Annotated in this window: 24 protein-coding genes; 9 read left to right on the top strand and 15 right to left on the bottom strand. The window is 61.1% G+C overall.

What is annotated here, in order from left to right; genetic code table 11:
- The first annotated feature begins 283 nt into the window (after positions 1–283).
- Entirely contained in the window at positions 284–1,570 is a 1,287-nt protein-coding gene (locus ACESMZ_RS14010) for an EAL domain-containing protein (protein WP_372956719.1), read from the top strand.
- Between the two features lies 1 nt (position 1,571).
- Here ACESMZ_RS14010 and parE read toward each other — a convergent pair whose 3' ends face one another.
- From parE to ACESMZ_RS13985, 5 genes are all read right to left on the bottom strand, one after another.
- The gene (gene parE / locus ACESMZ_RS14005) at positions 1,572–3,467 is read right to left on the bottom strand and encodes a DNA topoisomerase IV subunit B (RefSeq protein WP_372972790.1); all 1,896 of its coding nucleotides are present in this window, start codon (positions 3,465–3,467) and stop codon (positions 1,572–1,574) included.
- A 143-nt stretch (positions 3,468–3,610) separates the two neighbouring features.
- Positions 3,611–4,105 carry a protease complex subunit PrcB family protein gene (locus tag ACESMZ_RS14000; protein WP_372956717.1) on the bottom strand — a complete coding sequence of 165 codons (495 nt, stop codon included), beginning with the start codon at positions 4,103–4,105 and terminating at the stop codon, positions 3,611–3,613.
- 24 nt (positions 4,106–4,129) lie between these two features.
- The gene (locus tag ACESMZ_RS13995) at positions 4,130–6,763 is read right to left on the bottom strand and encodes a S8 family serine peptidase (protein ID WP_372972789.1); all 2,634 of its coding nucleotides are present in this window, start codon (positions 6,761–6,763) and stop codon (positions 4,130–4,132) included.
- A gap of 228 nt (positions 6,764–6,991) precedes the next feature.
- Complete coding sequence (locus ACESMZ_RS13990) at positions 6,992–7,978, bottom strand: NADPH:quinone oxidoreductase family protein (protein WP_372956715.1); 987 nt, start codon at positions 7,976–7,978, stop codon at positions 6,992–6,994.
- A 126-nt stretch (positions 7,979–8,104) separates the two neighbouring features.
- Positions 8,105–8,674 (bottom strand): BLUF domain-containing protein, encoded by a 570-nt coding sequence (locus ACESMZ_RS13985; RefSeq protein WP_372956714.1) that lies wholly within the window; start codon positions 8,672–8,674, stop codon positions 8,105–8,107.
- Between the two features lie 155 nt (positions 8,675–8,829).
- Here ACESMZ_RS13985 and ACESMZ_RS13980 point away from each other — a divergent pair, with 155 nt between their 5' ends.
- From ACESMZ_RS13980 to ACESMZ_RS13960, 5 genes are all read left to right on the top strand, one after another.
- Positions 8,830–9,441: a trimeric intracellular cation channel family protein gene (locus ACESMZ_RS13980; protein WP_372956713.1), complete on the top strand. Its 612-nt coding sequence runs from the start codon at positions 8,830–8,832 to the stop codon at positions 9,439–9,441.
- A gap of 102 nt (positions 9,442–9,543) precedes the next feature.
- Positions 9,544–10,839 (top strand): NCS2 family permease, encoded by a 1,296-nt coding sequence (locus ACESMZ_RS13975; protein ID WP_372956712.1) that lies wholly within the window; start codon positions 9,544–9,546, stop codon positions 10,837–10,839.
- Positions 10,840–10,858: 19 nt separating this feature from the next.
- Positions 10,859–11,401 carry an adenine phosphoribosyltransferase gene (locus tag ACESMZ_RS13970; RefSeq protein ID WP_372956711.1) on the top strand — a complete coding sequence of 181 codons (543 nt, stop codon included), beginning with the start codon at positions 10,859–10,861 and terminating at the stop codon, positions 11,399–11,401.
- A gap of 23 nt (positions 11,402–11,424) precedes the next feature.
- Positions 11,425–12,087 (top strand): fumarylacetoacetate hydrolase family protein, encoded by a 663-nt coding sequence (locus ACESMZ_RS13965; RefSeq protein ID WP_372956710.1) that lies wholly within the window; start codon positions 11,425–11,427, stop codon positions 12,085–12,087.
- 35 nt (positions 12,088–12,122) lie between these two features.
- Complete coding sequence (locus ACESMZ_RS13960) at positions 12,123–13,427, top strand: ABC1 kinase family protein (RefSeq protein WP_372956709.1); 1,305 nt, start codon at positions 12,123–12,125, stop codon at positions 13,425–13,427.
- A 27-nt stretch (positions 13,428–13,454) separates the two neighbouring features.
- Here ACESMZ_RS13960 and ACESMZ_RS13955 read toward each other — a convergent pair whose 3' ends face one another.
- The 3 genes from ACESMZ_RS13955 to ACESMZ_RS13945 form a co-directional block, all read right to left on the bottom strand.
- Complete coding sequence (locus tag ACESMZ_RS13955; protein ID WP_372956708.1) at positions 13,455–13,988, bottom strand: hypothetical protein; 534 nt, start codon at positions 13,986–13,988, stop codon at positions 13,455–13,457.
- Between the two features lie 197 nt (positions 13,989–14,185).
- The gene (locus ACESMZ_RS13950) at positions 14,186–14,869 is read right to left on the bottom strand and encodes an SIR2 family NAD-dependent protein deacylase (protein WP_372956707.1); all 684 of its coding nucleotides are present in this window, start codon (positions 14,867–14,869) and stop codon (positions 14,186–14,188) included.
- A gap of 1 nt (position 14,870) precedes the next feature.
- Positions 14,871–16,271 (bottom strand): FAD-binding oxidoreductase, encoded by a 1,401-nt coding sequence (locus ACESMZ_RS13945; RefSeq protein ID WP_372956706.1) that lies wholly within the window; start codon positions 16,269–16,271, stop codon positions 14,871–14,873.
- Positions 16,272–16,541: 270 nt separating this feature from the next.
- Between ACESMZ_RS13945 and serA the strand changes: the two genes are divergently transcribed.
- Positions 16,542–17,771: a phosphoglycerate dehydrogenase gene (serA, locus tag ACESMZ_RS13940; protein WP_372956705.1), complete on the top strand. Its 1,230-nt coding sequence runs from the start codon at positions 16,542–16,544 to the stop codon at positions 17,769–17,771.
- A gap of 92 nt (positions 17,772–17,863) precedes the next feature.
- Here serA and ACESMZ_RS13935 read toward each other — a convergent pair whose 3' ends face one another.
- From ACESMZ_RS13935 to ACESMZ_RS13910, 6 genes are all read right to left on the bottom strand, one after another.
- On the bottom strand, positions 17,864–18,469 hold the full coding sequence (locus ACESMZ_RS13935; protein ID WP_372956758.1) for an OmpA family protein: 606 nt from the start codon (positions 18,467–18,469) through the stop codon (positions 17,864–17,866).
- A gap of 56 nt (positions 18,470–18,525) precedes the next feature.
- The gene (locus ACESMZ_RS13930) at positions 18,526–19,572 is read right to left on the bottom strand and encodes an alpha/beta hydrolase (protein ID WP_372956704.1); all 1,047 of its coding nucleotides are present in this window, start codon (positions 19,570–19,572) and stop codon (positions 18,526–18,528) included.
- 139 nt (positions 19,573–19,711) lie between these two features.
- Positions 19,712–19,981 carry a GIY-YIG nuclease family protein gene (locus ACESMZ_RS13925; RefSeq protein ID WP_372956703.1) on the bottom strand — a complete coding sequence of 90 codons (270 nt, stop codon included), beginning with the start codon at positions 19,979–19,981 and terminating at the stop codon, positions 19,712–19,714.
- Positions 19,974–20,876 carry a DMT family transporter gene (locus ACESMZ_RS13920; RefSeq protein WP_372956702.1) on the bottom strand — a complete coding sequence of 301 codons (903 nt, stop codon included), beginning with the start codon at positions 20,874–20,876 and terminating at the stop codon, positions 19,974–19,976. The genes ACESMZ_RS13925 and ACESMZ_RS13920 overlap by 8 nt, the downstream gene beginning before the upstream one ends.
- On the bottom strand, positions 20,873–22,270 hold the full coding sequence (locus ACESMZ_RS13915) for a sigma-54-dependent transcriptional regulator (protein ID WP_372972788.1): 1,398 nt from the start codon (positions 22,268–22,270) through the stop codon (positions 20,873–20,875). Before ACESMZ_RS13915 ends, ACESMZ_RS13920 begins: the two co-directional genes overlap by 4 nt.
- The gene (locus ACESMZ_RS13910; protein WP_372956700.1) at positions 22,267–23,763 is read right to left on the bottom strand and encodes an ATP-binding protein; all 1,497 of its coding nucleotides are present in this window, start codon (positions 23,761–23,763) and stop codon (positions 22,267–22,269) included. Before ACESMZ_RS13910 ends, ACESMZ_RS13915 begins: the two co-directional genes overlap by 4 nt.
- Before the next feature lie 226 nt (positions 23,764–23,989).
- On the opposite strand from ACESMZ_RS13910, the gene ACESMZ_RS13905 reads away from it, so the two are divergent.
- Both ACESMZ_RS13905 and dctP read left to right on the top strand, forming a co-directional pair.
- Positions 23,990–24,385, top strand: coding sequence for a DUF4168 domain-containing protein (locus tag ACESMZ_RS13905; RefSeq protein ID WP_372956699.1), 396 nt, complete (start codon positions 23,990–23,992; stop codon positions 24,383–24,385).
- A gap of 179 nt (positions 24,386–24,564) precedes the next feature.
- Entirely contained in the window at positions 24,565–25,629 is a 1,065-nt protein-coding gene (gene dctP, locus ACESMZ_RS13900) for a TRAP transporter substrate-binding protein DctP (protein WP_372956698.1), read from the top strand.
- Positions 25,630–25,686: 57 nt separating this feature from the next.
- Here the strand turns inward: dctP and ACESMZ_RS13895 are convergent, their stop codons facing one another.
- The gene (locus tag ACESMZ_RS13895) at positions 25,687–26,526 is read right to left on the bottom strand and encodes a 23S rRNA (adenine(2030)-N(6))-methyltransferase RlmJ (protein WP_372956697.1); all 840 of its coding nucleotides are present in this window, start codon (positions 26,524–26,526) and stop codon (positions 25,687–25,689) included.
- Between the last annotated feature and the right edge of the window lie 93 nt (positions 26,527–26,619).

Here is a 26,619-nt window from a genome sequence, read left to right as displayed (position 1 = left end):
TATTCAGAAGGGCGGGTTTCCGCCCTTTTTCTTGCGTGCCAGAACACTACTGGCGCGTCATGCTTTTCCATATTCTCTCGCCAGACGAAACCAAACCCGACTCACTGTTATTCGCCTGAATCCGATCACTCAGGTCACAGCATGACATTGTTTGACATCCCTCACTGGCGCCCCCTGAGAAGTTCTGGCATGCTCCGGAGATAAACTTCATTATTCCGGCAGCATAGCCACGGTTCCTGTAACTGTCTCCCGGGGTTATAACAGTCGCCCAGAATTGCGGACTATGAATTATCTGTCAGAACAGCTGTCAGGTGCCGACCTGGAACTTCTAGACCCCCTGTTGAGCCAGGAGAATCATCTCTGGACCGGCCGCTTCCATGGGCTTACCCTGAAAACGGCGCTTCAGCCCATCTTCAGCATTTCCCACAAACGCATTATCGGATACGAAGCCCTGATCCGGGCCTTTGATCCGGACAATGCCAGCGTCCCCCCTTTCCAGCTTTTCGGGTTGCCGGATACCGACCAGGAAAACGTGCTGCTGGACCGGCTCTGCCGGCTGCTCCATATCCGCAACTACGCGGCCTTCCAGGACGATGTGAACTGGCTGTTTCTCAACGTGTCGCCCCGTGTGGTGGCCTCCGGCTATCGCTACGATTCCTTCTTCGGGGAACTGTTGCGCCGCTCAGGCCTGCCACCGCATCGCGTGGTGGTGGAGATCGTTGAACAGCCCACGGACGACTCCAACCGTCTGCGGGAAACCGTGGACTATTACAAACAGCTGGGATGTCTGACCGCCATCGACGACTTTGGCGCGGGCCATTCCAACTTTGAACGTATCTGGAACCTGTCCCCGGATATCGTGAAGCTGGACCGGAGCCTGGCGTTGCGGGCCAGCAACGACCCCAAGGCCCGGCAGATTCTCAACGGTATTGTGGGGCTGCTTCACCAGTCCGGCTGCCTGGTGTTACTGGAAGGTGTGGAAACCCACGACCAGGCCATGATTGCCATCGATGCCGGCGTGGACTTCGTGCAGGGTTTCTACTTCTGCCACCCGAGGGTCGAGCTGGCAGGCATCGATAACCAGGTGACGGATTTTGAGCGCCTGCTGGGCGACTACAAGAACCGCCACCGTATCCGCCTGGACCCGACCCAGCAACTGGCCGAGTTCTTTACCAGCCATTTCCTGAAAGCCATCGAGCGGATGCGTCATGGGGATGTGCTGGCGGATGCCTGTGCCGATATACTGGCCCACCACACCGTGTCCCGCTGCTACCTGATTGACGACCGGGGCGTGCAGATCGATGACACCGCCTCAGGCCAGGGCGCCTGTGGTGAGCTTGACCCGAAATACCGTCCGCTGGAAAACACCAGCAGCGCCGACTGGTACCGCCAGCATTACCTGAAGCAGGCCCTGGCCCAGCCCAACCGGATGCAGGTGACCAGCCCGTACCTGTCCATCACCGGGGTCTATATGTGCGTCACCCTGTCACTGGGGTACCGGTTCAAGGGGCAGTTGCGGGTACTCTGCTGCGATATCCTTGCTGACCAGGGGCCCCTGGCCAGCGCCTGACTCAGACTGCCACGTCCGCCATATTGCCGTAGGCTTCAAGCCAGTTACGACGATCCCCCGCCCGCTTCTTGCCCAGCAGCATATCCATACGCTCGATGGTGTCGTCGCCTTCTTCCAGGGTCAGCATCACCAGGCGGCGGGTATCCGGTGCCATGGTGGTTTCCCGCAGCTGCAGGGGGTTCATCTCACCGAGGCCCTTGAAGCGGGTGACCTGGATCTTGCCCTTGCGCTTCTCCGCCGCCAGCCGGTCGATAATGCCCTGCTTTTCGTGCTCATCCAGTGCATAGAAGGTTTCCTTGCCCAGATCCACCCGGTACAGGGGCGGCATGGCCACAAACACATGGCCGGCGTCCACCACCGGGCGGAAATGCCGGACAAAGAGAGCGCACAGCAGGGTGGCAATGTGAAGCCCGTCAGAGTCCGCATCGGCAAGGATGCAGACCTTGTTGTAGCGCAGCCCGGCGAGCTCGTTGGAGCCCGGGTCAACGCCGATGGCCACGGCAATATCATGAACCTCCTGGGACGCCAGGATCTCTGACGAATCCACCTCCCAGGTGTTCAGGATCTTGCCCCGCAGGGGCATGACCGCCTGGAACTCCCGGTCGCGGGCCTGCTTGGCCGAGCCACCGGCGGAGTCACCCTCCACCAGGAACAGCTCGGAACGGCTGGCATCAGCGCCGGAACAGTCCGCCAGCTTGCCAGGCAAGGCCGGCCCGGAGGTCACTTTTTTTCGCGCCACCTTGCGGCTGGCCCGCAGGCGCCGCTGGGCGTTACTGATAAACAGCTCTGCCAGGGCCTCGGCCACATCCGTGTGCTGGTTCAGCCAGAGACTGAAGGCGTCCTTCACCACTCCGGAGATAAAGGCCGCCGCCTCACGGGAAGACAGCCGCTCCTTGGTCTGGCCGGAAAACTGGGGATCTTGCATCTTGAACGACAGCACATAGGCACAGCGCTCCCAGATATCCTCAGGGCTCAGCTTGACGCCCCGGGGCAGCAGGTTGCGGAACTCACAGAACTCCCGCATGGCCTCCAGCAGGCCGGTGCGGAAGCCATTGACGTGGGTGCCCCCCTGCACCGTGGGAATCAGGTTGACGTAGCTCTCGGTGACGGACTCGCCCCCTTCCGGGAGCCATTGTACTGCCCAGTCCACCTCTTCGCTGTTGCCGGAGAAGCGGCCCGTGAACGGCTCCAGCGGCACCGCCTCCACCTGCGCCAGCTCGCTGCGCAGGTAGTCCCGCAGGCCATCCTCGTAGTACCACTCGTCTTTCTCGCCGGTCTGCTCCTGGGTAAAGGTAACCGTCAGGCCGGGACACAGCACCGCCTTGGCGCGGAGGTTATGACGCAGGCGGGTAACCGAGAACTTTGGCGAGTCGAAGTATTTCGGATCCGGTGTGAAGTGCAGGCGGGTACCGGTATTACGCTTGCCGACCGTGTCCACCACCTGCAGTTCCGAGGCCTTCTCGCCATCGGCAAAGGTCATCCGGTAGAGGTTGCCGTCCCGCTTGATGGACACTTCCAGGTGCGTGGAGAGCGCATTGACCACGGAAACGCCCACCCCGTGGAGCCCCCCGGAAAAATTGTAGTTACCCTGGGAGAACTTGCCGCCGGCATGAAGCCGGCTGAGGATGAGCTCCACCCCGGGCAACCCCTCTTCCTTGTGGATATCCACCGGCATGCCCCGGCCGTCATCCTCCACAGCCAGGGAGCCGTCGGCGTACAGCACCACATCCAGTCTCCGGGCGTGGCCGGCGAGGGCCTCGTCCACGCTGTTGTCGATCACTTCCTGGGCCAGATGGTTGGGCCGGCTGGTATCGGTGTACATGCCCGGGCGTTTGCGCACCGGGTCCAGACCGCTGAGGACTTCAATGGAGTCGGCGTTATAGGTTTTCTGGCTCATAGGAAGGGTACAGCTCCGGATGTGCTGGGACGTGTGAGCCCATAGCTTAGGGAATCTGAAGCAAAGATCAACGTCGCAGTGTGCCGGTTTGCGGTATGGCGCACCGTCTGGCCGGCGTCATCACTGACCGCCGGCCATTGCGCTTATCGCTCCAGGGAAAGCTCCGGCATGCCGGAGCCGGTAACGCGTACGGTTTGCCAGCCTTCCGCCGCTACCGCCACCACGGCACAGGGGCTGGTGAGCGCCTGGGTGACCATCTGATCCGGAGAGGGGGTGCGCAGGGTCATCGACAGGGCCAGCACGCTACCCTCAAGACGCCCGCTCTCCAGCCTTACCCCATAGCCGCCGCTGGGCTTGCGCCCGGCCGCGACCAGCAGCAGGTGCTCGCGACTGAAGTCATGGTCGCCCATGGCGGTGAGATTCATGCCCCGGGTGCCGGTCACTTCCTCCAGCCGCTCCCGGGAATCCATATAGACCAGCCCCGGTTCCGTGAACCCGCACTGGCTGGCTGCGGTGATCTGGCGGGCTGCCTGGCCATCTGCGACACGCTGGCCCCCGCTCCCGGCGCAGGCTGTCAGGGTGGTGGCGATCACCAGCATGGATATCATCAGGCCTTTCGACCTTACGTCGTGACTCATGCCGTTATCTCTCTGTATTAGTGGTTACTCAGCCAGCGACCGGTCCGGGCGTGTGCCGGTCTGATGACCGGGGACCGGATAGCCGCGGAAACCGTATCGAGGCAGCCCCATCTCGGCGATGGCCGGCCGCCGGAAACTGGTGCTCATATCCAGCTGCAGGTCCCCCTCACCAATGGAGATCACCTGCCGGCGCCCCGTTTCCGGGTACTCGGCACAGGCTTCACCGCTTTCGCAGACATAGCCGTTGTTGTCCAGATCGGTTCCCGCCACCAGTATATAGTCGCCGGGCGCCACATCGTCGATGGCGAACCGATACTGGCCATTGCTGTAATCGGCCAGTACCTGTCGCGAACGACTGGAGTCAAAGTCGTCCGCATCCAGCAGCAGCACGTAATGACGGCCGGCGTCCCGGTCTCCGGAGGTATCCGCGGCCTGCACGTAGACCGGGATCTTAAGATCGAAGCTGTCCGTACCATTGCTGTAGGGAATGCGAATTTCCTCCACCAGCGGGCGGTCACCGGAAACCGCATCGGGGTTTACACTAATGCGAACAGCATCGGGTATCGCATCACCGGAACTGATCGGATTGCCTTCGTTGTCTGTAAGGGTAAAAGCAGCGGGCAAATCCGGAGAGCCGCTGATTCTCGGATCATTCTCAGCGGAGTGTTTCAAAACTTCGAGCAGCACTTGTCGCTCACTGCCCGATGGGCTGAGTTCTACGACCCGAGGCCACGCTGAAACGACAGTAGGGAAACTATCGATATTGCTGACTGCCCTGTTAGCATCTAGCAAGCCCGCACCATAGAGAGTGTAGTTGTCCAGCTCATAAGTACCGTCCGGACCGACAGTCGTCGTAAGGTCGCCGGCAATCAGTTGCGCCCGGAACTGGACTGGCGTGATGTCCTGAACCCCTTTCATCAGGGCATAGACACCGGCTACATGGGGCGCTGCCATGGATGAGCCAGCCAGGTAGGCATAGTCGTCCGACAATGACTCGCCGGACACCTTGCCATAAGCATTGACGATGCCATCATTCAAACTTCCGCCGGGGGCAAGCAGATCCACCGACTGACCAAAGTTGGAGTAGCTGGCCAGCTCTCCTTCCCGGTTGGTAGCCCCCACACCGACCACCCGCTGGTTTGCCGCCGGATAGACTGCGGAGGCGTCGCCGCTGTTGCCACCGGCGGCCACCACCAGGATGTCGTTGTCATAGGCAAGGTCGGTGGCATCCTGCAAGGCCTCAACCGGGGGAAGGCCGCCAAGGCTGAGGTTGATGACATCAACATCGGTCCGGTCGGTTGCTGCGTTGTTGATGGCGGCGATCAGGTCTGAAACGGCACCGGTGCCGTCCTCGCCATCCACCGGCCCGACCCCCAGAACGCGGTACGGAATGATGGTGGCCTGGTGGGCAATGCCCACCGTGCCGACAGAGTTGTCCTCGGCGGCAATGATGCCGGCCACATGGGTACCATGGAAGCTGGTGGCTGCCGGGTTGGCGGGGGTAATCGGTGTACCGGGAACCTCGTCTCGTCCCTCCTGGCCGTCTACGTCATAGTCGGGGTTGACGAAATCCAGGATCCCTCCCTTTTTCACCACATTGTGGACCAGGTCCTCATGCCAGTTGCTGTAACTGTCCGGCGTGGTGCTGAACATGCCTGTGTCCATGACCGCCACTCCCACTCCGGCGCCGGTTAGAGCAGCCCCTGAACTCCATACATCGTCCATACGAATTGCAGCGAGGTTCCAGTCATCAGGATCGGCATAGAACGGGTTGCTCCCTGTGAGCGCAGTCAAGCGAAACTCATAGTTCGGCTCCACATCGATGCCGAATTCCTCCCGCATTCCCTGAATCCATTCAATGGTCTCGGCCCGCGCATCCTGTGTCCCTCCTGCAACCCCCGAGAGCGCACTGGCACCCGACTTGCGGCGCACCTGCCAGGTGTCCGGTCCGATGGAGCGCTCCAGCTCCATAACGGAGCTGGCCCGCAGGCCCGAGGAGGACAGGGTGTTGGCGACCGCGGCAGAACCGCTGACGATGGCCTGGTCCACACGCAGCGGCGGCTCCGGCCAGCTCACATCCAGTGCAGAAAGGGAGGTTTTCGGCGCGATGGAAAGCACATACCGGAAGGGGCCGCCGTCATTGGCGGAAATCGTGAAGGTGGCACTGCCGGACGTATTCACCGTAACGCCTTCGCCACAGGCATCTTCGATCTCGGTCAGATTTCCGTCCAGGTTCAATACCAGAGTGGCCTTCAGGGTGTCGGCATCGGCTCCGGTGGCGGAAAAACATTGAAGGAAGTAGCGGTCCCCGTCCACCAGTGGAACCTGATACGTATCATCCGGGTCTTCGGGATATTCGAGGCCACTGTCGTACTGCCCTGCACGATCGCTGAGATAGCCACCTGTTGTGGAGGGCACCGGCAGCGATACTGTTGCATCAGAACCTGAGCCCGTAGCCGCCCACAGGTCAGCATAATCCCCATCCACCCGGGTGCCGGCCGCAATCTCGATGATTCCGCTGATATCGGCAACGCCATCCCCCAGGCCCAGGTCGTCGTCTGACCCTCCGCCTCCACCACCACAACCGGTCAGCAATACCGCAATACCAACGGATGAAGAAATCAATTTGCCAGGCAGAAACCGTTTCCTGTCAGTCATATTTACCTTTTCGATAACCATTGGCCCGAAGGCTCAAGCGGACGATCGGCAGAGCGTGGCACATACCCGTCCGCAGGGATATAACCCGGGTTAAGCCAGCCCCTGTGTGAGCAAAGCAGTGATTATTACGACGATCATAGCAGGAAGGGATGACATAAAAATGAGAAACGGGGCGCCCTGTGGGCACCCCGTCTTCAGGAAAGTCAGATCTGAATCGGCGACAGGACCTCAGTCGCTGACTTTCAGCACCACCTTGCCGGTGGCGGTCCGGCCAGACAGTGCAGCCAGTGCGTTGACGTAGTCTTCAAAGGCAAAGACTTCGCTGACTTTTGGCTTGATCTTGCCGTCGCTGTGCATCTGGAACAGCTCTTTCATGTTCTGCACGTGGTTCTGTGGCTCTTTCTGGGTAAAGGCACCCCAGAACACACCGACAACCGAGCAGCTCTTGAGCAGGGTCAGGTTGGCGGGAATCTTCGGAATCTCGCCGGCGGCGAAGCCGATAATCAGGTGACGGCCGTTCCAGGCCATGGCGCGCAGGGCCTGCTCGGTGAAATCACCGCCCACCGGGTCGTAGATCACATCCACGCCCTTGCCGCCGGTCATTTCCTTGATCATGTCCTTCAGGGGCTTGTCGGTGTTACTGTAGTTCAGCAGTTCGTCGGCGCCGGCTTCCTTTGCAACCTGAAGCTTGGCGTCAGTGCTGGCCGCAGCAATCACGTGGGCGCCCATGGCCTTGCCCAGTTCCACTGCTGCCAGGCCGACACCGCCGCTGGCGCCCAGTACCAGCAGGCTTTCCCCCGGCTGGATGTTCGCCCGCTGCTTGAGTGCATGGTAGGAGGTGCCGTAAACCATGGTGAAGGCGGCGCCTTCCTCGTCACTCATGCCTTCGGCCAGGGGCAGCAGGCGGTTTTCTTCCACCAGCATCTCTTCGGCAAAGGCGCCGTAACCGGTCATGCCGATCACCCGGTCCCCCGCCTTGAAGCGGGTTACCTTGTCACCCACGGCGATCACTTCACCGGCCATTTCGCCGCCCGGAGAGAAGGGCATTTCCGGCTTGATCTGGTACTTGCCTTCGATAATGAGGGTGTCCGGGAAATTCAGGCCAGCAGCCTTCACCTTGACCTTCACCTGGTTGCCGGTGGGTGCCGGGCATTCGATGTCCTCAATGACCAGCTTTTCCGCCGGGCCGTACTCCTTGCAGAGAATTGCACGCATGTTGTTGCTCCGATCCTTTATCCGCGTATGGATGTTGTTGGTTGGTATAGGTAACGGATCAAGCTAACCCGACACTGGTCATGAATCAAATAAAGATAGCTTATGGAATAGCATCATCCCGACTTATCAGGGCAAGAGCAGCGTACCGCCGACCGCCAGGGCAGCCACGAGGGTGACACCCGCCAGTACCAGTCCCCGGCGGATACCAGGGGTGAAGATTTCGTCATTACCACCCCGGGGCCCCGCCTGTCCATTGATCAGCCGGTCCACGGCGTTGCTGTCACGAATCACGGCGATCATTTCCTCACACAGCTGCCGGTCAAACCGGTCAGGCTCGAAGTCGGTCAGTCCATGACGCTGCAGCATGCGCTGCACGTCGTCGGCGAGAGGTACATATTTCATGGACCAGTTATCAAAGGTGCGCTGCCGCAATGGCTCTTCCAGCAGGATTTTCACGTTATGGTGGCGGTCGTCAACGCGAATTCGGTCATAGACGGCCCTGACCGCTTGCTCTTCGCCCTCCAGGTACTGAAAGAAGCGCTGGTTTCCGTAGTAGAGACCACCCACTACCGCCTGCCTGGCGTTATTGCGGCGGGAGGCGAGCAAAATACGCGCGACATGGGGCTCCACACCGGAGTGGTCGGGGTTGGGGCTGAAGCTGGCTTCGCTGGCATAGGCCAGGCGGATCAGGGACATCGCTCTTCTCCTGGAACAATAAAATGCGGATTCCCGGGAGATACCGTGTTAAGGGCAAACCGGATCAGTCCGGCGTCACCAGCGCCGGCGCGGGCGGATGATTCCTGACCGGAAATCCGCTATCCTGCGCGCTTCGTCCAGTTCTGACTACCCCTATGCCCGATATCGTCTATATCCTGGAAATGATTGGCGTCATTGCCTTTGCCATTTCCGGCATGATCGTCGCCCAGCAGAAGAACATGGATCCGGTGGGCGTTTTTACCATCGGGTTTGTTACCGCCCTCGGTGGCGGCACCCTGCGGGACCTGATGATGGATAACCACCCGCTGTACTGGATCAAGCACCAGGAGCAGCCGATCCTGATCCTCGTTATGGCGGTAGTGTTCAGCTACGCCGGGCTGGGCCAGCGCATCCGTGAGTCCCGTATCGTGTTCCCGGATGCCATCGGCCTGGGTATTTTCTCGATTCTGGGCGCCCAGCTGGCCCTCGACCTGGGGCATTCGTGGTTTATCGCTTCACTGCTGGGCGTGATGACCGGCACCTTCGGCGGCGCACTGCGGGACACGCTGTGTAACGAGGTGCCGTTCATTTTCAGGAAGGACCAGATCTACGCGTCCATTTCCTTTGCCGGCTGCTGGCTCTACTTCGTCTGTCAGTGGCTGCTGGAGAGCGAAACCCTGGCCCTGACCATCGGGTTGCTGTTCATCGTCATCGTCAGGATGGCCGCCGTGCGCTTTGATATCCGGCTGCAGCGGGACCCTCACTGAGTCACCGAAAGCTCGTCGGGCCGTGGCCTGACCGGACATCCTGCGGTATCATTGCGCCCCCTTAACCATTGATCAAATTCCGTCCGCATCGAGGCTGCCCCCATGCTCGAAAAGTTGTTCCAGTTGCAGGCCCACGGTACCACCGTCAAGCGTGAAGTGATTGCCGGCATCACCACCTTCCTGACCATGGCCTACATCGTGGTGGTCAACCCCTCCATCCTGTCCAGTACGGGCATGGACTTCGGTGCCATTTTCGTGGCCACCTGCATTGCCGCGGTGATCGGCACCCTGATCATGGGGCTCTGGGCCAACTACCCCATTGCCCTGGCACCCGGCATGGGGCTGAATGCCTTTTTCTCGTTCACGGTGGTGGGCAGCATGGGCTACAGCTGGGAGGTGGCCCTGGGGGCCGTGTTCCTGTCCGGCCTGATGTTTTTCCTGCTGAGTATCTTCAAGGTGAGGGAGTGGATCATCAACAGCATTCCGCTCTCCCTGCGGTTCGGCATTTCCGCCGGCATTGGTTTCTTCCTGGCCTTTATCGCCTTCAAGAATGCGGGCATCGTGGTGGATAACCCCGCCACCCTGGTCAGTATGGGCGATATCAAGACGGCCGAGGCAGTCCTCTTCTTTGCCGGCTTTGTAGCCATCTGTGCCATGGCCTATCGCAACATCACCGGCTCGGTGATGATCGGCATTCTGGCGGTCACGGTCGCTGCCATGCTGATGGGCATGGTCGAGTATGACGGCCTGGTGTCCGCCCCGCCGAGCCTGGCACCTACCCTGATGCAACTGGACATTGCCGGCGCCCTGAACGTGGGCATGATCTCGGTGATCTTCGCGTTTCTGTTCGTCGACCTGTTTGATACCTCCGGCACCCTGATCGGCGCCGCTCAGCGGGGCGGACTGCTGGACAAGGACGGCAGACTGCCACGCCTCGGCCGCGCGCTGATGTCAGACTCGATAGCTACCATGTCCGGCGCGGCACTGGGAACCTCAACCACCACCAGCTACGTGGAGTCCACCGCCGGTATCGCCGCCGGCGGTCGCACCGGCCTCACCGCCGTTGTCGTTGCCTTGCTGTTCCTGGCCTGCCTGCTGTTCTCGCCCATTGCCGCTATCATTCCACCCTACGCCACGGCACCGGCCCTGCTCTATGTAGCGGTACTGATGACCGGGGGGCTCAAGCTGATCGACTGGGACGATGTTACCGACGCGGCACCCGCTGTGGTGACCGCCCTGATGATGCCACTGACCTTCTCCATCGCCGATGGTATTGCCGCAGGTTTCATTACCTATGCCGCCCTTAAGGCGCTGAGTGGGCGCTGGTCACAGCTGAACGTCAGTGTGGTGCTGATTGCCATCGTATTCGTTCTGAAATTCATTTTCCTCGACGCCTGAGGGGCGCCGGAGACCCGCCATGGACTATTTTTCCGAAAGCATCAAGAAAGCCATCCGCACCGTACCGGACTGGCCCAAACCCGGGGTATCCTTCCGGGATATCACTACCGTACTGCAGGACCGCACGGCCTTCCGCAAGCTGGTAGACGCCTTTGTGCACCGCTATCATGACCAGAAGATTGACGCCATAGCGGCCATTGATGCCCGGGGTTTCATCATCGGCTCACCCCTGGCCTATGAGCTCAACGCCGGGCTGGTGCTGGTACGCAAGAAGGGCAAGCTGCCCTTCGATACCCTGGTGGAAGACTACGAGCTGGAATACGGCACGGCGTCGGTGGAATTGCACAAGGATGCCTTCCGCCCCGGTGACAAGGTGGTACTGGTGGATGACCTGATCGCCACCGGCGGCACCATGCTGGCGGCGAGCCGCCTTATCCGCCAGATCGGCGCGGAGATTGTCGAAGTGTCGGCGATGATCGATCTGCCGGATCTCGGCGGTTCCCGCAGGCTGCGGGATGAGGGTCTGAACGTTTACACCGTCTGCGAGTTTGCAGGCGACTGATACCCCGGAGGGTGTAGAGGGTTATGGCCTATCAGCATCAGTGGCACGATGGCAGCCCGACAGACTGGCCGCCGGGCAAGGTGGTCTGTGTGGGGCGCAACTACGCCGCCCATGCCGCCGAGCTGAACAACCCGGTGCCGGAACAGCCCCTGTTGTTCATGAAACCTGCCACGGCCCTTGTACCCCTCACCGATCCGGTCCGGTTGCCGGTGGGCCGGAGCGACGTTCACTACGAAACCGAGCTGGCCATCCTGGTGGGCTGCCCCCTCACCCGGGCAGGCCAGCAGCAGGCCCGCGCAGCCATAGCCGGCATCGGCCTGGCCCTGGACCTTACCCTGCGGGACCTCCAGTCCGAGCTCAAGGCCAGGGGCCACCCCTGGGAGCGGGCCAAGGCCTTCGACGGCGCCTGCCCCCTCTCCCGCTTCGTACCCCTGGGCAGTGACGATGATCTGGAGAACCTGCAGTTTTCCCTCACCATCGACAGTGAACAACGTCAGCGTGGCCATACCGGAGACATGATCACCCCGATACTGCCCCTGCTCGCCCATATCTCCGAAACCTTCACCCTGCAACCGGGGGACGTGGTGCTCACCGGCACCCCCGCGGGCGTAGGCACCCTGCACAGCGGCCAGCATCTGACCATGGAACTGGACGGTAGGCTTCAGGTTCAAACCAGCGTAGAGTAAGCAGCCAACATCACTTCGCTGGCACCCTCTCAGGTATGACCAAGAAACCCGTCACATCCCGCCGTGGCCGCTTCTTCAAACTCGCCGGCATGACCGCCTCGGTGGCCGGCCAGTTTGCAGGCTCCCGTGCCCGCCAGTTCCTCGGCCGCGAGTCTGAAGAAGAACGGTCCCGCCAGTACGCCCGTATGGCGGACGAGATCGTGGATACCCTTGGTGAACTCAAGGGTGCGGTGATGAAGGTGGGACAGGTGGCGTCCCAGACCCAGGATTTCCTGCCGAAAGAGTTTTCCGAAGCCTTGCAACGACTGCAGAAAGAAGCGCCCCCCATGCCCTTCGAGGTTATCCAGCAGCAGATTGAGGCGGAGCTGGGTGCACCGGTGGGAGCGCTCTTCGACGAGCTGCAAACAGAGCCCTACGCAGCGGCATCCATTGGCCAGGTCCACAAGGCGCGCCTGAAGGATGGCACCGAGGTCATCGTCAAGGTGCAATACCCCGGGGTGGATGAATCCTGCGATTCCGACCTCAAACAGCTGCGCATGGCCTTGCGGCTGGGGGGGCTGCTGCGAATGCCCAAAGAGAGCGCTGACCGGCTGTTCGAGGAAATACGGGTCCGGCTCAAGGAAGAACTGGACTATGAAAACGAAGCGGGCAACATCCGGCGCTTTCGCGCCTATCACGAACGCCACCCCTGGGTGATCATTCCCCGCGTGATCGACAGCCATTCCACCCGCCATATCCTCACCATGGAACTGGCCGAGGGCGATCACGTCAGCCAGGTGACGCCCGGGCGCTACGACCAGGCCACCATTAACCTGCTGGGTGAGCGGCTCTTTATCACCATGGCGGATGAGCTGTTCGACTTCCAGTGCATCCATGGTGACCCCCACGCGGGCAATTTTGCGTTCCGGCCAGATGGCACATTGATTCTGTACGATTTCGGCTGTGTAAAGTCACTCAAACCGGCGGTCGTCGCCTTTTACCGGCAGGCGCTGATTGCAGCACTGGCGGAAGATTACCAGGCCCTGGACCGGCACCTGGTGGATCTGGGGGCCAGGGTGGCGGAAAAACCGGCCATCAGTCCGGACTACTACGCCATGTGGCGCAACCTGCTGATTGAACCATTCGAGGGAGACGAGCCCTACGACTTTGGCCAGTCAGATCTGCATCGGCAGATCGCCGCCCACACCCACACGGTCTTCCGGTACCTGGACCGGCTTCAGCCCGCCGTGGACAGCATGTTTATCGACCGCATGGTAGCCGGACATTACTGGATTCTTCGGCAACTGGGCGTGCAGGCAGCCTTTCGCAAGCACCTGGACAGCTATCTCAGGGATCACTGAGCGTCCGTTGCGCGGGCGCCGCCTGGCCTAGAACGTCTGCACCGTGTGGATGTGGCGCGCGTCAAGGTAGCGCTTTGCCTCACTTAGCTGTTCGCGTCCCCGGGCGTGCACAGACACGACAAACTGGCCCTTGCGAAGCGCCGACCGGGCCCTGGAGGCGTAGACGGTGTGATCGGGGCGGAGCGTGAACAAGCCGCCAAGCAGCAGTCCCGCTACCCCACCGAATACCACGAAAAGCGCTCCGGCCCAGATCGGGTTCTGGGCGATGAACGGAATGCCAGACGCCATCAATACCAGAAACAGCACCAGGCCACCGCCCATGCCTGCCAATCCCAGCCAGAGGTGAGAGCGCACCGCCGTGTGCCAGATTCCCTGGTCTTCCGGCTCCAGATCAGTCCCCTGATGGGAGTCACCGGGGCGAATGACGCGAACCTGCTGACGGCTCAGGCTGGTGGAACGGCAAAGATCTTCCGCCACCTTCCGGGCCTCTGTCTCGGTGCCACATTCAGCCGCGAGCTTGTGATCAACAACCTCACCGGACATATGCATGGTGGTTTTCATGACAGCCCCCTTTTCGATTCGGTCTGATGGCTGGCTCAACCGCTCATAAAGCGGAGACTCAGTGCCAGTCTAGCGAACGAAAAGAGGGCCATGGAGGGGCGCTAACAATCTTTAATAGTGCGGCCATAAAGACCGGCAGCGATCTGACGTGCCCAGGCGGCGGCGCCGCTGATCACAAAACGCTCAATTCCGGCAACTTACCGGCTTATCATGTCCTGCACCCAGCGCGGAACACCTACACTGGCGGGTTCACGAAACACCTTCGCCCGGGTCATGGCCGGAACCTCACCGGGGTCGATGACAGTGACCGGAACGTCAAAATCCACCAGTTCCACGAGCCCGGCAGCCGGGTACACCTGCAGCGAAGTGCCAACGATCAGCAGATGGTCGGCCAGCGGAACCACTTCGGCCGCCTGCTCGATCATGGGTACCGCCTCGCCGAACCAGACTACATGGGGGCGCAGCTGAGTACCCTGCTCACAGGTATCGCCCAGGCGAATCTCATCATAGCCCCGGTCATAGACCAGGTGCAGGTGTTCAGAGCTGCGAACCTTGGTGAGTTCGCCATGAAGGTGCACCACATTGGTGGAGCCCGCACGCTCATGCAGGTCATCGACGTTCTGGGTGATGATCGTCACCCTGTGGGTCTGCTCCAGCTCCGCCAGCGCACGGTGTGCAGCGTTGGGTTCGACGTCGGCCAGTTGCCGGCGACGCTGGTTGTAGAAATCCAGTACCAGCTCCGGGTTGCGGGCAAAGGCTTCCGGCGTTGCGACATCCTCAATGCGATAGCGTTCCCATAGCCCCCCGGCATCCCGAAAGGTGGAGAGGCCGCTTTCAGCACTGATGCCGGCACCGGTCAGAACTACCACATGGTCTTTCACACTAACCCCCGATATCGAATATCTTCCCGGGATTCATGATGCCATTGGGGTCAAACACCTGCTTGATGCCCCGCAGATACTCGATTTCCACCGGGCTGCGGGTGTACTGAAGATAGTCTTTCTTCACCAGCCCCACCCCATGCTCGGCGGATACACTGCCCCGGTGGCGCTGCACAATGTCGAACACCCATTTGTTTACCTGCTGGCACTTGTCGAAGAATTCCTCCTTTGCCATATCTTCCGGCTTGAGGATATTCAGGTGCAGGTTGCCGTCGCCGATGTGGCCGAACCAGATGATCTCGAAGTCCGGGTAATGCTCGGTGACCACCTGGTCGATCTCGGTGAGGAACTCCGGCACTTTTGACACCACCACCGAGATGTCGTTCTTGTAGGGGGTACGCGGCGCAATGGATTCCGAGATACGCTCACGCAGCTGCCACAGGTTATTGGCCTGGGTTTCGCTCTGGCTGATGACACCATCGAGCACCCAGCCGTTCTCCACGCATTGCTCGAACAGGGCCATGGCTTCTTCCATGACCTGATCGGAGACCGCCTCGAATTCCAGCAGCGCGTAGTAAGGCGCTTCGGTGTCAAATGGCGCCTGGACCTGGCCGTGGTCCAGAACATGGGTCATGGCCTGGTGGGAGAAAAACTCGTAGGCGGTCAGGTCGATATTTTTCAGGAAGGTCTGCAACACATCCATGGTGTTGGTCAGGTCCGCCAGCCCCAGCACCATCACTGTCAGGTTGGTGGGCTGACGGGTGAGCTTCATGGTGGCTTCGGTGATGAAACCCAGCGTGCCCTCGGCACCGATGAACAGATGACGCAGGTCGTAACCGGTGTTGTTCTTTTCCAGGTCCAGGTTCAGCTCAAGGATATCCCCCTTGCCGGTGACCACTTTCAGGCCCGCCACCCAGTCACGGCTCATGCCATAGCGGATTACCTTGATACCACCGGCATTGGTGGACAGGTTGCCACCCAGCTGGCTGGAGCCGGCGGAGGCGAAATCCACCGGATAGAACAGGCCATTGTCTTCAGCGAAGGTCTGCAGCTGTTCCGTGACGACCCCCGCCTGGCACCGCACGGTACGGTCGCTGGCGTTGAAGTCGAGGATCCGGTTCATGTTATCGAAGGCCACAACCACTTCACCGTTGGCGGCGACGGCGCCGGCACTCAGACCGGTACGTCCGCCGGAGGGCACCAGGGCCACCTGGTTGTCATTGGCAAACTGCACAATGGCCTGCACCTGCTCGGTGGTTTTCGGAAGCACAATGGCCAGTGGCCGGGGCGCGTACTGTTTGGTCCAGTCCTTGCCGTAGGCGTCCAGGTCGGCGGGGTCGGTCAATACCTTGCCGTCATCCACCAGGGTTTTCAGGGCAGCGATGATCTGTTCCGGATTCATGATTTACGGGGTCTCTCAAACGGGCCAGACAGGAGGCCGGAACACCGGAATGCCAGTTGATTCAGGTGAACGGGCCGGCTGTGAAAATCTGCGGTTATGGTATCATACCGCCCCTGTTCTGTGAGCCCGAGCCCGCACCGGCAACGGAAGGCCCGGCACCGGGGCTGTGCAGCGGTATCTGCGCAACCGCGGACACAGGTATTTTCTGGTCCAGGGAGCCCGGAAATCCGGCGCTTCATACCACGCAATAGAAGGTCTGGAAGCTTACCCATGTCAGAAACGTCTCTTGAAAAGAGCAAGATCCGCATCCTGTTGCTCGAAGGTGTTCACCAGTCTGCACTGGATACCCTGAACGCCGCGGGCTACACCAATATCGAATACCTGACCCACTCCCTCGGGGAAGAAGAGCTGATCGAGAAGATCGCCGACGCGCACTTTATCGGCATCCGCTCCCGCACCCAGCTCACGGAGAAGGTGTTCGAAGCCGCGAAGAAGCTCGTTGCGGTGGGCTGTTTCTGTATTGGTACCAACCAGGTGGACCTTCAGGCCGCCACCCGTCGCGGCGTGGCTGTGTTCAATGCGCCTTTCTCCAACACCCGCAGTGTGGCGGAACTGGTGCTGGCCCAGGCCATCCTGCTGCTGCGCGGCATTCCGGAGAAAAACGCCGAGGCCCATCGTGGCGGCTGGCAGAAAACCGCAAAGAACAGCTACGAAATTCGCGGCAAGAAGCTGGGCATTATCGGCTATGGCAACATCGGCACCCAGTTTTCGGTACTGGCGGAAGGTCTGGGCATGGACGTCTATTTCTATGACGTGGTGTCCAAACTGCCTATCGGCAACGCCAAACAGGTTGGATCCCTCAAGGAACTGCTGAACCTGGCCGACGTGGTCAGCCTGCATGTGCCTGAGACGCCGTCCACCCGTTACATGTTCGGTCCCGAGCAGTTCGCCCAGATGAAGCCGGGCAGCATTCTGATGAATGCCTCCCGGGGCACGGTGGTGGATATCGATGCCCTGGCGGAAGCGGTTCGCAGTGGCAAGCTGCTGGGGGCGGCCATCGACGTGTTCCCGGTTGAGCCAAAGTCCAATGACGAGGAGTTCGTTTCACCCCTGCGGGAATTCGACAACGTTATCCTGACCCCTCACGTTGGTGGTTCCACCATCGAGGCCCAGGAAAACATCGGCAGGGAAGTGGCGGAAAAGCTGGCCATGTACAGCGACAACGGCACCTCGGTCTCGTCCGTCAACTTCCCGGAAGTGGCCCTGCCGTCGCACCCGAATCAGCACCGCCTGCTGCACATCCACGAGAACGTGCCCGGCGTCATGTCCGAGATCAACCAGGTGTTTTCCGAGAACGGGATCAACGTTTGTGGTCAGTACCTGCAGACCAAGGAAGAGATCGGCTACGTGGTCATCGACGTGGACAAGGACTACGGCGAGCTGGCGCTGGAGAAGCTGCGCAAGGTGAAGGGTACCATTCGCTGTCGCGTACTCTTCTGAGCGACTGCTCTGTCATCAGAAAGGGGTGCCCCGTGGCACCCCTTTTTTGTGGCGAGCGGGCAAGCCCGCCAGATTGCACTTTACGCTGACGCTTACTGCTCCATCGGCACTAGTGTCAGCTCTACGCGACGGTTCTGCTCGCGGCCAGCCGGCGTGTCGTTGCTGGCGACCGGGTAACGCTCGCCGTAGCCGGTGGCACGGGTACGGGCCGGGGCGATGCCCTGGTTCAGCAGGAAGTCACGAACCGAGCTGGCACGGCGCTCTGACAGCAGCTGGTTGTAGCTGTCAGAGCCGGTGCTGTCAGTGTGGCCATCGATCTGGATGACCGTCTTGTCGAATTCCTTCAGTACCAGGCCAACGGATTCCAGAACGCCCGTGAAAGAGGAACGAATGGTGGCCTGGTCGGTATCGAAGGTGATATTACCCGGCATGACCAGCTCGATCTGGTCGCCGTTACGAACCACCCGCACACCGGTACCTTCCAGTTTTTGTCGCAGCTGGGCTTCCTGGCGGTCCATGTAGTAACCGATACCACCACCGACGGCGGCACCACCGGCTGCGCCAATCAGGGCACCCTTGCCGCGGTCACTGCTGCTGGAGGTGGCTGCCCCCACAGCGGCACCACCGATGGCACCAATGATGCTGCCCTTGGTAGCGCTGGAGGTCTTCTCCTCGCCGGTATAAGGGTCATAGGTCATACAGCCGGACAGGCCGAATGCAGCCACGGAAAATGCGATCAGAGTTCTTTTCACGGTCAGCTCTCCTGTTTTGTTAACCGTTTTTTCTGCCGGGCCGCGCTGTGCACCTCCCAGGCGCGGTCAAAGGCATCGATGATGCTGTTGAACACGGCGGCCTGCAAATCCTGGGCTTCGTTTACCAGGTGATGACGACCGTCGCGAAGTTTCAGTTCCTCCACCGAGGCGAATTTGTTTCTGATAATCCGCAGATTGTGCGGCCAGTCGACAGTACGGTCCTTTTCACCCTGAATCACGGTCACCGGGAAGTCCACCGGCCGCGAAGATTCAATATGGGGCACCCATTGCCGCAGCGCGCTCACCCAGTCCACATGGACAGCCCGGGCCTGCAGGGGGTCATGCTCCCGCAGGAACGTCAGAAAGCGCGCATTGGCACTGTTCTCGGAAAATGCCCGCTTCCAGCGTCTCAGAAAGGGCCGTGCCACGGTATGCAGGGCGCGGGCCCCCAACCAGCCAAACGGGCGAACCAGTGGCGCCAGCAACACAACCGCACTGAACGCTGATGTGTGCCGGTCATGGTGATTGGACAGCAGGTAATCGATCAGTATGCCCCCTCCCGTGCTCTGCCCGACGGCATACCATGGCTTGACCGCATAGGGGCGAACCCTTGCCAGCAGATCACTCAGCACCGCCTGATACTCCATAAAACTGCCGATCGCCGCCGGTGTGCCGCTGGACAGGCCATGACCAGGCTGATCCCAGGTGAGCACATCGTAGCCAGCCCCCAGGCAACGCTCGATCAGCTGACTGTACAAACCTACATGGTCGAAATAGCCATGGAGGACAAAGACAGTCCCCCTGGTGCCGGTAGCTTCCGGCTGACGATAGAAGTGCACCGCCACGGAGTGGCCCCCGGCTTCCACCAGCCCCAGCGTATAACGTACCTCCGGGTATTCCACCCAGAGATCCAGCCCGTAGAAGCGACAGTAGGCCCTGGTGTCTTCACTCAGGGTGTGAGCGTCATCGGGTGCGAAGGCCGGCAGTGCATCCCGGACGGCATCACTTTCCCATTCCGGAAGGCCGATCTTGTCGCTTTTCCAGTACACGTGGATCTATGCGCCTGTTGTCAGAGGTCGTCTGGGGCCGGCCAGGCCGACTTTCGATCGTCCCAGAATAACATACTCCTCCCGGGGGACCGCCTTTGTCGCGGAATTTACGGGTTTTTTACCTGCCCGACTGTCTGCCTTACAGTTCAAGTAACCGCTCTCCGGCAATCAATTCATCCTTGTGCCGCCGGGGCCAGCGCTTGACGTGCCATTCAAGTTTCAGCGCCCGGGAACGGTTGCCAACGGACTGGCTGAACACCAACTCCAGCGGCCCCCTGCCCCTCAGACTGCGGGCGCAGCGGGGGCCTCCGCTGCAGTGCTCTGTAAAGCGGCGGTTTACGTCCGTGGTTACGCCCGTGTAGAGCGTATTACCCGCCGTGCGGACCATGTACAGATGCCAGTCAGCCATGGGCCGGCTCCACAGCCTTGCGTGCGCCCAGCTGCTGCAGCCAGAGTCCGGCCACAATCAGTACCAGCCCGGCCCAGGTGGAGACCAGGATCACCTCCCCGACAATGAAGTAGATAAACACCAGCGACAGGAAGGGAGAGATAAAGATCAGGTTACTGACACGGGCGGTATTGGTGGCGAGCTTCATGGCCCGGGACCAGAGCGCAAAGGCAATACCCATCTCGAACACGCCAACGTAGAGGCTGCCCGCAAATCCGCCACTGACAATCGGTGGCAACCCGTCTTGCCACCAGGTCAGCGCTGCGATAAACGGCAGTCCGAACAGGAAGTTCAGGAACAGGCCGGTCACCGGATCCCGCCGGTCGCGGGTCGCCAGAATCCAGTAGCCAGCCCACACCAGGGTGCTGGCGATGGCCAGGGATACGCCAAGGGGATCGGAGAACGACAGTGCCGAGAAATTACCACGGGTGGCAATAACCACCACGCCCCCGTAACAGACCAGCCCGGCCAGGATATCGGTCACCTTCAGCCGGTGCCCCAGAAAGGGTACCGACAGATAGGCCAGCACCAGCGCCCAGGTGTAGTTGATGGGCTGGGCCTCCTGGGCCGGCAGGCGGTCAAACGCTCCGAACAGCAACAGGTAGTACAGGCACGGGTTGATCAGCCCAAGCCCCACCGACTGCAGATAGCGGGCGGGCGGCAGCCGGAACGCATCGGCCAGCTTCCCTCTGGCGGCCAGCAGAACCGCCAGCACCACAATGGAGGCCATGCAGGCCACCAGTAACATTTGCAGGGGCGTGTAAAAGCCCAGGGTCAGCTTGAAGGCCGTAGCCACAGTCGACCATAGCAGTACCGCCCCCAGGCCGGACACCATGGCCTGACGCTGGTCTTTCATGGGGCGTCATCCCGCTGTTCCAGCCACCGGTAGAGGGTACGCCGGTTGATCCCGAGTATCTGCGCCGCACGCCGCTTGTTTCCCTCCACCCTTTCCATCACCTGACGGACGTATTGTTGTTGCAGCGTTTCCAGAGTAGGCCAGCTGGCCGTCGGCTCTCCCTCCACTCCGGCGGGCAACCGGCTCTGCCGGTCCAGCCCGGGAAGGCTGGCCTGACGCTTGCGGATGCGGGCAGGCAGATGTTCCGGCTGCACCACCTCTCCATCACAGAAGGTAACGGCGCGTTCCATGGCACTGGCCAGCTCCCTGACATTGCCCGGAAAGGGGTAGTCGGCGAGCGTGGTAAGGGTTGCTTCCCCGAGGCGGAGAAAGCCCCGTTTGTGCCGGTCCGCGGACTGCCTGAGAAAATGCATGGCCAGAAGCTCCACGTCATCGCCACGCTGACGCAACGGCGGCACCGTCAGCATCAGCGTTTCCAGCCGGTAATAGAGATCCTCCCGGAAGTCCCCCTGGCGCACCGCCTCCATCAGGTCCACGTGGGTAGCGGCGACGATGCGCACATCCACTGGCTCTTCCCGCTCCGCGCCCACCGGTTTGACCCGGCCCTCCTGCAGCACCCTCAGCAGCTTGGCCTGCAGTGCCAGGGGCATCTCCCCGATCTCATCCAGCAGCAGGGTGCCACCGCTGGCTTCCGCGAACAGACCCTTGCGGGTTTGGCGTGCACCGGTAAACGCGCCCGCTGCGTGGCCGAAGAACTCGCTTTCCATCAATTCTGGAGGAATACCGGCGCAATTGACCGGAATAAAGGGACCGTCCCGGCGGTCGCTTTCCCGGTGGATGGCCCGGGCAACCAGTTCCTTGCCGGTGCCACTCTCACCGTTGACCAGCACCGCAGCCTCGCTGCGGGCCACCTGTCGGATTTCCTGGCGCAGCCGGTCCATGGCGGGGCTTTCACCCACCAGTCCCAGGTTTGCGGGCTCACCAGAGGCCGAGCGGTATCGGGCCAGCTCCAGGCTCAGGGCCGCATGGGCCAGCAATCGCCGGACTTTGAGCCGAAGGTGTTCGGTGGACAGCGGCTTGGTGAGAAAGTCATCCGCGCCCGCCTGCAGTGCGTCCACGGCCTGGTCGACAGTACCGAAGGCTGTGATGATGATAAACGGCACCACACGCCCTTCGGCCTGTAACTTGCGCAGTACATCAAGGCCATCGCCGTCGGGCAGGCGCAGGTCTGATATGATCAGGTCGGGCGACTCCGCCAGTGCCATGGCAGCACCCTCGGCACAGTTGGCCGCCGCAAGCATGCGGTAACCGTCCAGTGCCAGCTCCTCCTGTAGCAAGGTACGCAGGCTGGCGTCGTCTTCAATCAGCAGCAGGGTTTCCGATGCATCGTTCATGGGGCTACCTCAGATGTTGTCGCGGAAGGCTCTGCAACTGGCCATGACAGGGTCATGCGGCATCCGCCCAGTTCGCTGTCAGCAACCACCAGGCGCCCCTGGTGTTCCTTGATGACACTCTTCACCATGGCCAGGCCAAGGCCGGTGCCCTCGCCGGCGGGACGCGTACTGTAAAACGGCTCGAATATACGCTCCCGAAGCGCCTCGGAAATGCCCGGGCCATCATCATCAACCTGGACATCCCAGTACCCGCCGGACCTGTTAACGGTCACCACCACCTGGCTGCTGGCCGCTTCACAGGCGTTGCGGATCACATTTAGGCAGGCCAGTTCCAGCCGGGTGGGCTCGGCATTCACCAGAGCGTCACCCTCCGGCAGGTTCAGGGTTACCGGAACGTCTCCGGCCCGGGGGTCGTCCCGTAGGCCGGCCGCCAGTTCCCGGAGCATGGGCACCAGATCCACCGGCCGGCGGGCATCAGGCACATGCCGGAAACAGTCCAGTAACTGTTCGATAATGCGCGTCATCCGCTGCACCTGGTGATTGATGTCATCCAGGTGCCGCTGGCTGTCCGGCCCCAGATCGTGCCGGGCGAGAATGGACGCCCGCCCCTGAATAACGTTTAGGGGTGCCCCCAGCTCATGGGCAACCCCACCGGCCACCCGGCCGATCATGGCGACTTTTTCCTGGTACTCCAGCTGCTCCCCCAGCTCCCGTTCCCGGGCGACCCGCTCGCGGATTTCCTCCTCCGCCCGGGCCATACGGTTACCAAGGTCCCGAAGGCCCTCGTGCAGCTGCCGAATTTCACTGGGGCCTGAGGCCCGGGAGTGGATGGGCCAGTTGGCGGGCCCCATACCCTGCATCGTGGCCACCAGTCGGCTGACGTAACGCCCCACCGCGCCATAGTGCCCAAGCACCACTACCAGGCTGACCACCACCAGTACCGCGCACCAGAGCGCCACCGCCCAGATCCTCGCCGAGGACACCAGCCGGTGGAAATCACTGCGCTTGCGGGTGACCTGTAACAGGCCGTTGATGCGCCCGTCCTCGGAAATCAGCGGAGTAAACTGGGAAAACACCGACACGCCATCGACCCTGCGAAAGGTGCCTCCCCGTTCACCACTCTGGATAACCTGGTTGGCACTGCGACTGGTGCGGATGCTGGTATCGGCCACGCCGAGACTGGCAACCTGGAGCCCGTTTGCATCAAACACCGACGCTCCGTACACACGCCCGATCCGGAAAATGGACTGCAGGGTTTCATCCAGGACGATATCGTTGCCGTCCTCCATGGCCCGCGCCAGCGGTCCGCTGGCGGCCCGGGCTACCAGTTCGAGATCTTCCCGCAAGCGCTCGTCAAGGTTATCTTCAATGGCACTGACCGCAAAAAAAATACCAGCGCCGACCACCAGCATCAGGGGTACCACAATACTCAACAGGAGGGTCAGCCGTACCGAGTGAAACACCTCACCTGCACTGCCCAGAAGGCGCCCCATATGCGAACTCCGTCATGCACAAATGTCACAGCAGGTTGTCACATGTGGCATTTTGCCTCAACAGAGATTAACGCACCGTCACGAACAAAATACCATAAATTACTGATATAAAAGACCTTTAAAGAGCCCCGCAATAATGGCACGATGTTTGATTATTCTGGACTGACCATCCAAATACTGGAATCTCATGGGGCCGCGCCCCGATCGTCGAACAAGGAGATTGAACATGAACAAGTTGTTTACATCCGCAGCTGTATCCATTGCGCTGCTGGTCGCTGCGCCCGCCGCTTTTGCCCAGTCCCAGAGCGAGCCTGCCGAAACTGACCAGAGCACCTACACCAACCCGGCGGCTTCGGGTGAAGCAGAAACCAACTTCGATGATGCGGAACTGCGCAAGTTCGTGGAAGCGCAAAGCGGCATCAACGACATCCGTGATGAATACATGGCGAAGATTGAAGACGCAGACTCACAGGAAGAAGCCCAGGAGCTGCAGATGGAAGCCAACGACGAGATGGTTTCCGTTATCGAGGATGCCGGCCTCGACATCCCGACCTACAACGCCATCGCCACTGCCTATAACAGTGAGCCCAGCGTTCGTAACCGCGTCGATGCACTGATGTAACCAGCAAGCTGGCAATGCAGAAGTTCCTGCCAGATCTTGCCCCGCCCTGAGCGGGGCTTTTTTGGGTCCGGACGCCCGTGAAACCGGAGCTTGCCGCTTCTGCAATTTCCTCCACACAGCCTCCTGGGATAACCTGTACAACACTACCCCGACGATGCTCTGGCGGAGACGTTTACCCGATGAAAGCCGTATCCAACCGGTCACTGACGCTGATTCTGGCCAGCAGCCTGCTTCTGGGTGCCTGCAGTGACAACGACGATGCGCTGACAGGACTGTTCCCGGAAGAAGAGGAACCGGAAACCTGGCGGTTCGCACTGGAGGAAGTCGGCGGCAGTGTCCAGGATGCCTGGGCACAGGAATTCCGCCGCCGGATGCAGGCACTCTCCGATGGCGAGGTTCAGGTGGAAATCTACCCCTACGGCTCGATCGGAAATTCCCCCCATCTGACCCGCCTGGCCCAGGATGGTCGTGTACACCTGGCCTTTGCGTCCCCCGGACATGTTGCCGATGACATCCCCGAAGCCGGCGTTTTCCTGCTGCCCTACCTGTTCCCGGAGAGTGACCAGGCCACCCGCAACATGCTCGCCGACCCCGAATTGGCGACATTACTGGAGGAAGCCTGGGCCGATGCCGGGTTGCACTTGCTGTCACTGGTGCCGGAGGGATGGATGACGTGGACCGCCAACCGGCCATTACTTCATCCGGAAGACTTTTCCGGGCTGCGCATGCGAACCATGACGGCTCCCATACACCAGGCCGTGGTCGAGGCCTGGGGGGCCGAGGCTATCGCCCTGCCCTATGGCGACGTGCATGAAGCACTGCAACTTGGTCAGGTAGACGGCCAGAGCAACCCGGCCTTTGCCGTCACCGAAATGCAGTTCCAGGAGTTCCAGTCCCACATAACGCTGCCCGGGGCAACCCGGTTTGTCGCCAGCCTGGTCAGCAACCGCGAGTGGTATCAGAACCTCGACAGCAAGCACCGGCAGTGGCTTGATGAAGCGCACAAGGGCATGCCGGAATTTATCGACGACGTTCAGCAGGAATACAACCAGCGCAGCCTTCAGCAACTGCGGGAGAACGGGCAGATCGTCGTTCACGAACTGAGCCAGGACCAGAAGGCGGCTTTTCATGCGGCGGCCGGACCGGCAAACGACGCCTACCGGGCGCAGGCCGGAGAGCGGGGGGAGCGGATTCTCGAGCGGATAGAGCTGCTGAGCGACGCTGCGCGAGAGGCTGACCGGTAACCGCTCTACACACCTGCCGCGGCGACGGGACTGTGACACCGCGATTCGTTATCGGAATTATTCGGGAATCAGCCACGCCTGCCGGTGAGCGGCATTCAGTCCCTGCGCATCGGACACCTCGGCCATCATGGCATCGAGGCGCTCACTGAAACCCCAGGGCGGATTAACCACCACCATACCGGAACCGGTCATACCCCGCCCTGGTGGTTGCCTGAGTATCAACTCGCTGTGCCAGACCTTGCGCAGGCCCGAGCCGGCAAGCTGCTCGGGCAGCACCCGGTGCAGCCCGCTGGTCAGCATGGGATACCAGACCAGGAAGACGCCGTGGCGGCATCGAGTCCAGGCTTGCACCAATGTCTTGACCACCCGCTGATAGTCATCCTTGATTTCATAGGACGGGTCAATCAGCACCAGCAGCCGGGGCGCCTTCGGTGGCAGCGCAAGCAGCAACCCGTCAAAGCCATCCCCGGCCACCACGTTAGTGCGCTGCTTCCGTGCCCAGTCCTGCAGCCGCGATGACTCGCCGGAATGCAGCTCGAAGGCTGTGAGCGTATCCTGTTCCCGCTGCAGGCAGCTGAACCACGCCGGCGACCCCGGATAACGGGACAGTCGCCCTTCCCCCGGATTCAGCCTTGCCAGCTCTGCCAACATGGGCGACCAGTCCGGTGCCTGCAGCCGGTCACGCAACTGCCAGACGCGCTGAATGCCGCTGTCCGCCTCACCGGTCTTGCCCGCCCGGTCGCCGGCCAGGTCGTATACCGCACTGCCAGCGTGGGTATCGAAACCGGCAATGGCTGAAGACTTCGCCTGCATCATGGCGAGCGCCAGCATCAATGACGCATGCTTGTGCACATCGGCAAAATTACCGGCGTGGAATTCGTGGAGATAACTGAGCATCGGACACGCTCCGGGATTCGTACCATAGGGCTGGTCATTAGGCCCCAGGCCACCACCGCCAGGCAAGCCCGGGGACCGATACGAAAGTCCCAC

This window comes from Marinobacter sp., from assembly GCF_041690615.1.
Classification (GTDB): domain Bacteria; phylum Pseudomonadota; class Gammaproteobacteria; order Pseudomonadales; family Oleiphilaceae; genus Marinobacter.
This window is presented reverse-complemented; position numbering and strand designations above follow the sequence as displayed.

What these genes read in the sequence shown, in the direction of transcription:
- ACESMZ_RS13895 (WP_372956697.1), bottom strand. Translation starts at nt 26,526, where the DNA reads ATGCTCAGTTATCTCCACGAATTCCACGCCGGTAATTTTGCCGATGTG.
- ACESMZ_RS13910 (WP_372956700.1), bottom strand. Translation starts at nt 23,763, where the DNA reads ATGGGGCGCCTTCTGGGCAGTGCAGGTGAGGTGTTTCACTCGGTACGG.
- ACESMZ_RS13905 (WP_372956699.1), top strand. Translation starts at nt 23,990, where the DNA reads ATGAACAAGTTGTTTACATCCGCAGCTGTATCCATTGCGCTGCTGGTC.
- ACESMZ_RS13980 (WP_372956713.1), top strand. Translation starts at nt 8,830, where the DNA reads ATGCCCGATATCGTCTATATCCTGGAAATGATTGGCGTCATTGCCTTT.
- ACESMZ_RS13925 (WP_372956703.1), bottom strand. Translation starts at nt 19,981, where the DNA reads ATGGCTGACTGGCATCTGTACATGGTCCGCACGGCGGGTAATACGCTC.
- ACESMZ_RS13920 (WP_372956702.1), bottom strand. Translation starts at nt 20,876, where the DNA reads ATGAAAGACCAGCGTCAGGCCATGGTGTCCGGCCTGGGGGCGGTACTG.
- ACESMZ_RS13975 (WP_372956712.1), top strand. Translation starts at nt 9,544, where the DNA reads ATGCTCGAAAAGTTGTTCCAGTTGCAGGCCCACGGTACCACCGTCAAG.
- ACESMZ_RS14010 (WP_372956719.1), top strand. Translation starts at nt 284, where the DNA reads ATGAATTATCTGTCAGAACAGCTGTCAGGTGCCGACCTGGAACTTCTA.
- ACESMZ_RS13915 (WP_372972788.1), bottom strand. Translation starts at nt 22,270, where the DNA reads ATGAACGATGCATCGGAAACCCTGCTGCTGATTGAAGACGACGCCAGC.
- ACESMZ_RS13945 (WP_372956706.1), bottom strand. Translation starts at nt 16,271, where the DNA reads ATGAATCCGGAACAGATCATCGCTGCCCTGAAAACCCTGGTGGATGAC.
- ACESMZ_RS13990 (WP_372956715.1), bottom strand. Translation starts at nt 7,978, where the DNA reads ATGCGTGCAATTCTCTGCAAGGAGTACGGCCCGGCGGAAAAGCTGGTC.
- serA (WP_372956705.1), top strand. Translation starts at nt 16,542, where the DNA reads ATGTCAGAAACGTCTCTTGAAAAGAGCAAGATCCGCATCCTGTTGCTC.
- dctP (WP_372956698.1), top strand. Translation starts at nt 24,565, where the DNA reads ATGAAAGCCGTATCCAACCGGTCACTGACGCTGATTCTGGCCAGCAGC.
- ACESMZ_RS13965 (WP_372956710.1), top strand. Translation starts at nt 11,425, where the DNA reads ATGGCCTATCAGCATCAGTGGCACGATGGCAGCCCGACAGACTGGCCG.
- ACESMZ_RS13955 (WP_372956708.1), bottom strand. Translation starts at nt 13,988, where the DNA reads ATGAAAACCACCATGCATATGTCCGGTGAGGTTGTTGATCACAAGCTC.
- ACESMZ_RS13935 (WP_372956758.1), bottom strand. Translation starts at nt 18,469, where the DNA reads ATGACCTATGACCCTTATACCGGCGAGGAGAAGACCTCCAGCGCTACC.
- ACESMZ_RS13985 (WP_372956714.1), bottom strand. Translation starts at nt 8,674, where the DNA reads ATGTCCCTGATCCGCCTGGCCTATGCCAGCGAAGCCAGCTTCAGCCCC.
- ACESMZ_RS13970 (WP_372956711.1), top strand. Translation starts at nt 10,859, where the DNA reads ATGGACTATTTTTCCGAAAGCATCAAGAAAGCCATCCGCACCGTACCG.
- ACESMZ_RS13960 (WP_372956709.1), top strand. Translation starts at nt 12,123, where the DNA reads ATGACCAAGAAACCCGTCACATCCCGCCGTGGCCGCTTCTTCAAACTC.
- ACESMZ_RS13995 (WP_372972789.1), bottom strand. Translation starts at nt 6,763, where the DNA reads ATGACTGACAGGAAACGGTTTCTGCCTGGCAAATTGATTTCTTCATCC.
- ACESMZ_RS14000 (WP_372956717.1), bottom strand. Translation starts at nt 4,105, where the DNA reads ATGAGTCACGACGTAAGGTCGAAAGGCCTGATGATATCCATGCTGGTG.
- parE (WP_372972790.1), bottom strand. Translation starts at nt 3,467, where the DNA reads ATGAGCCAGAAAACCTATAACGCCGACTCCATTGAAGTCCTCAGCGGT.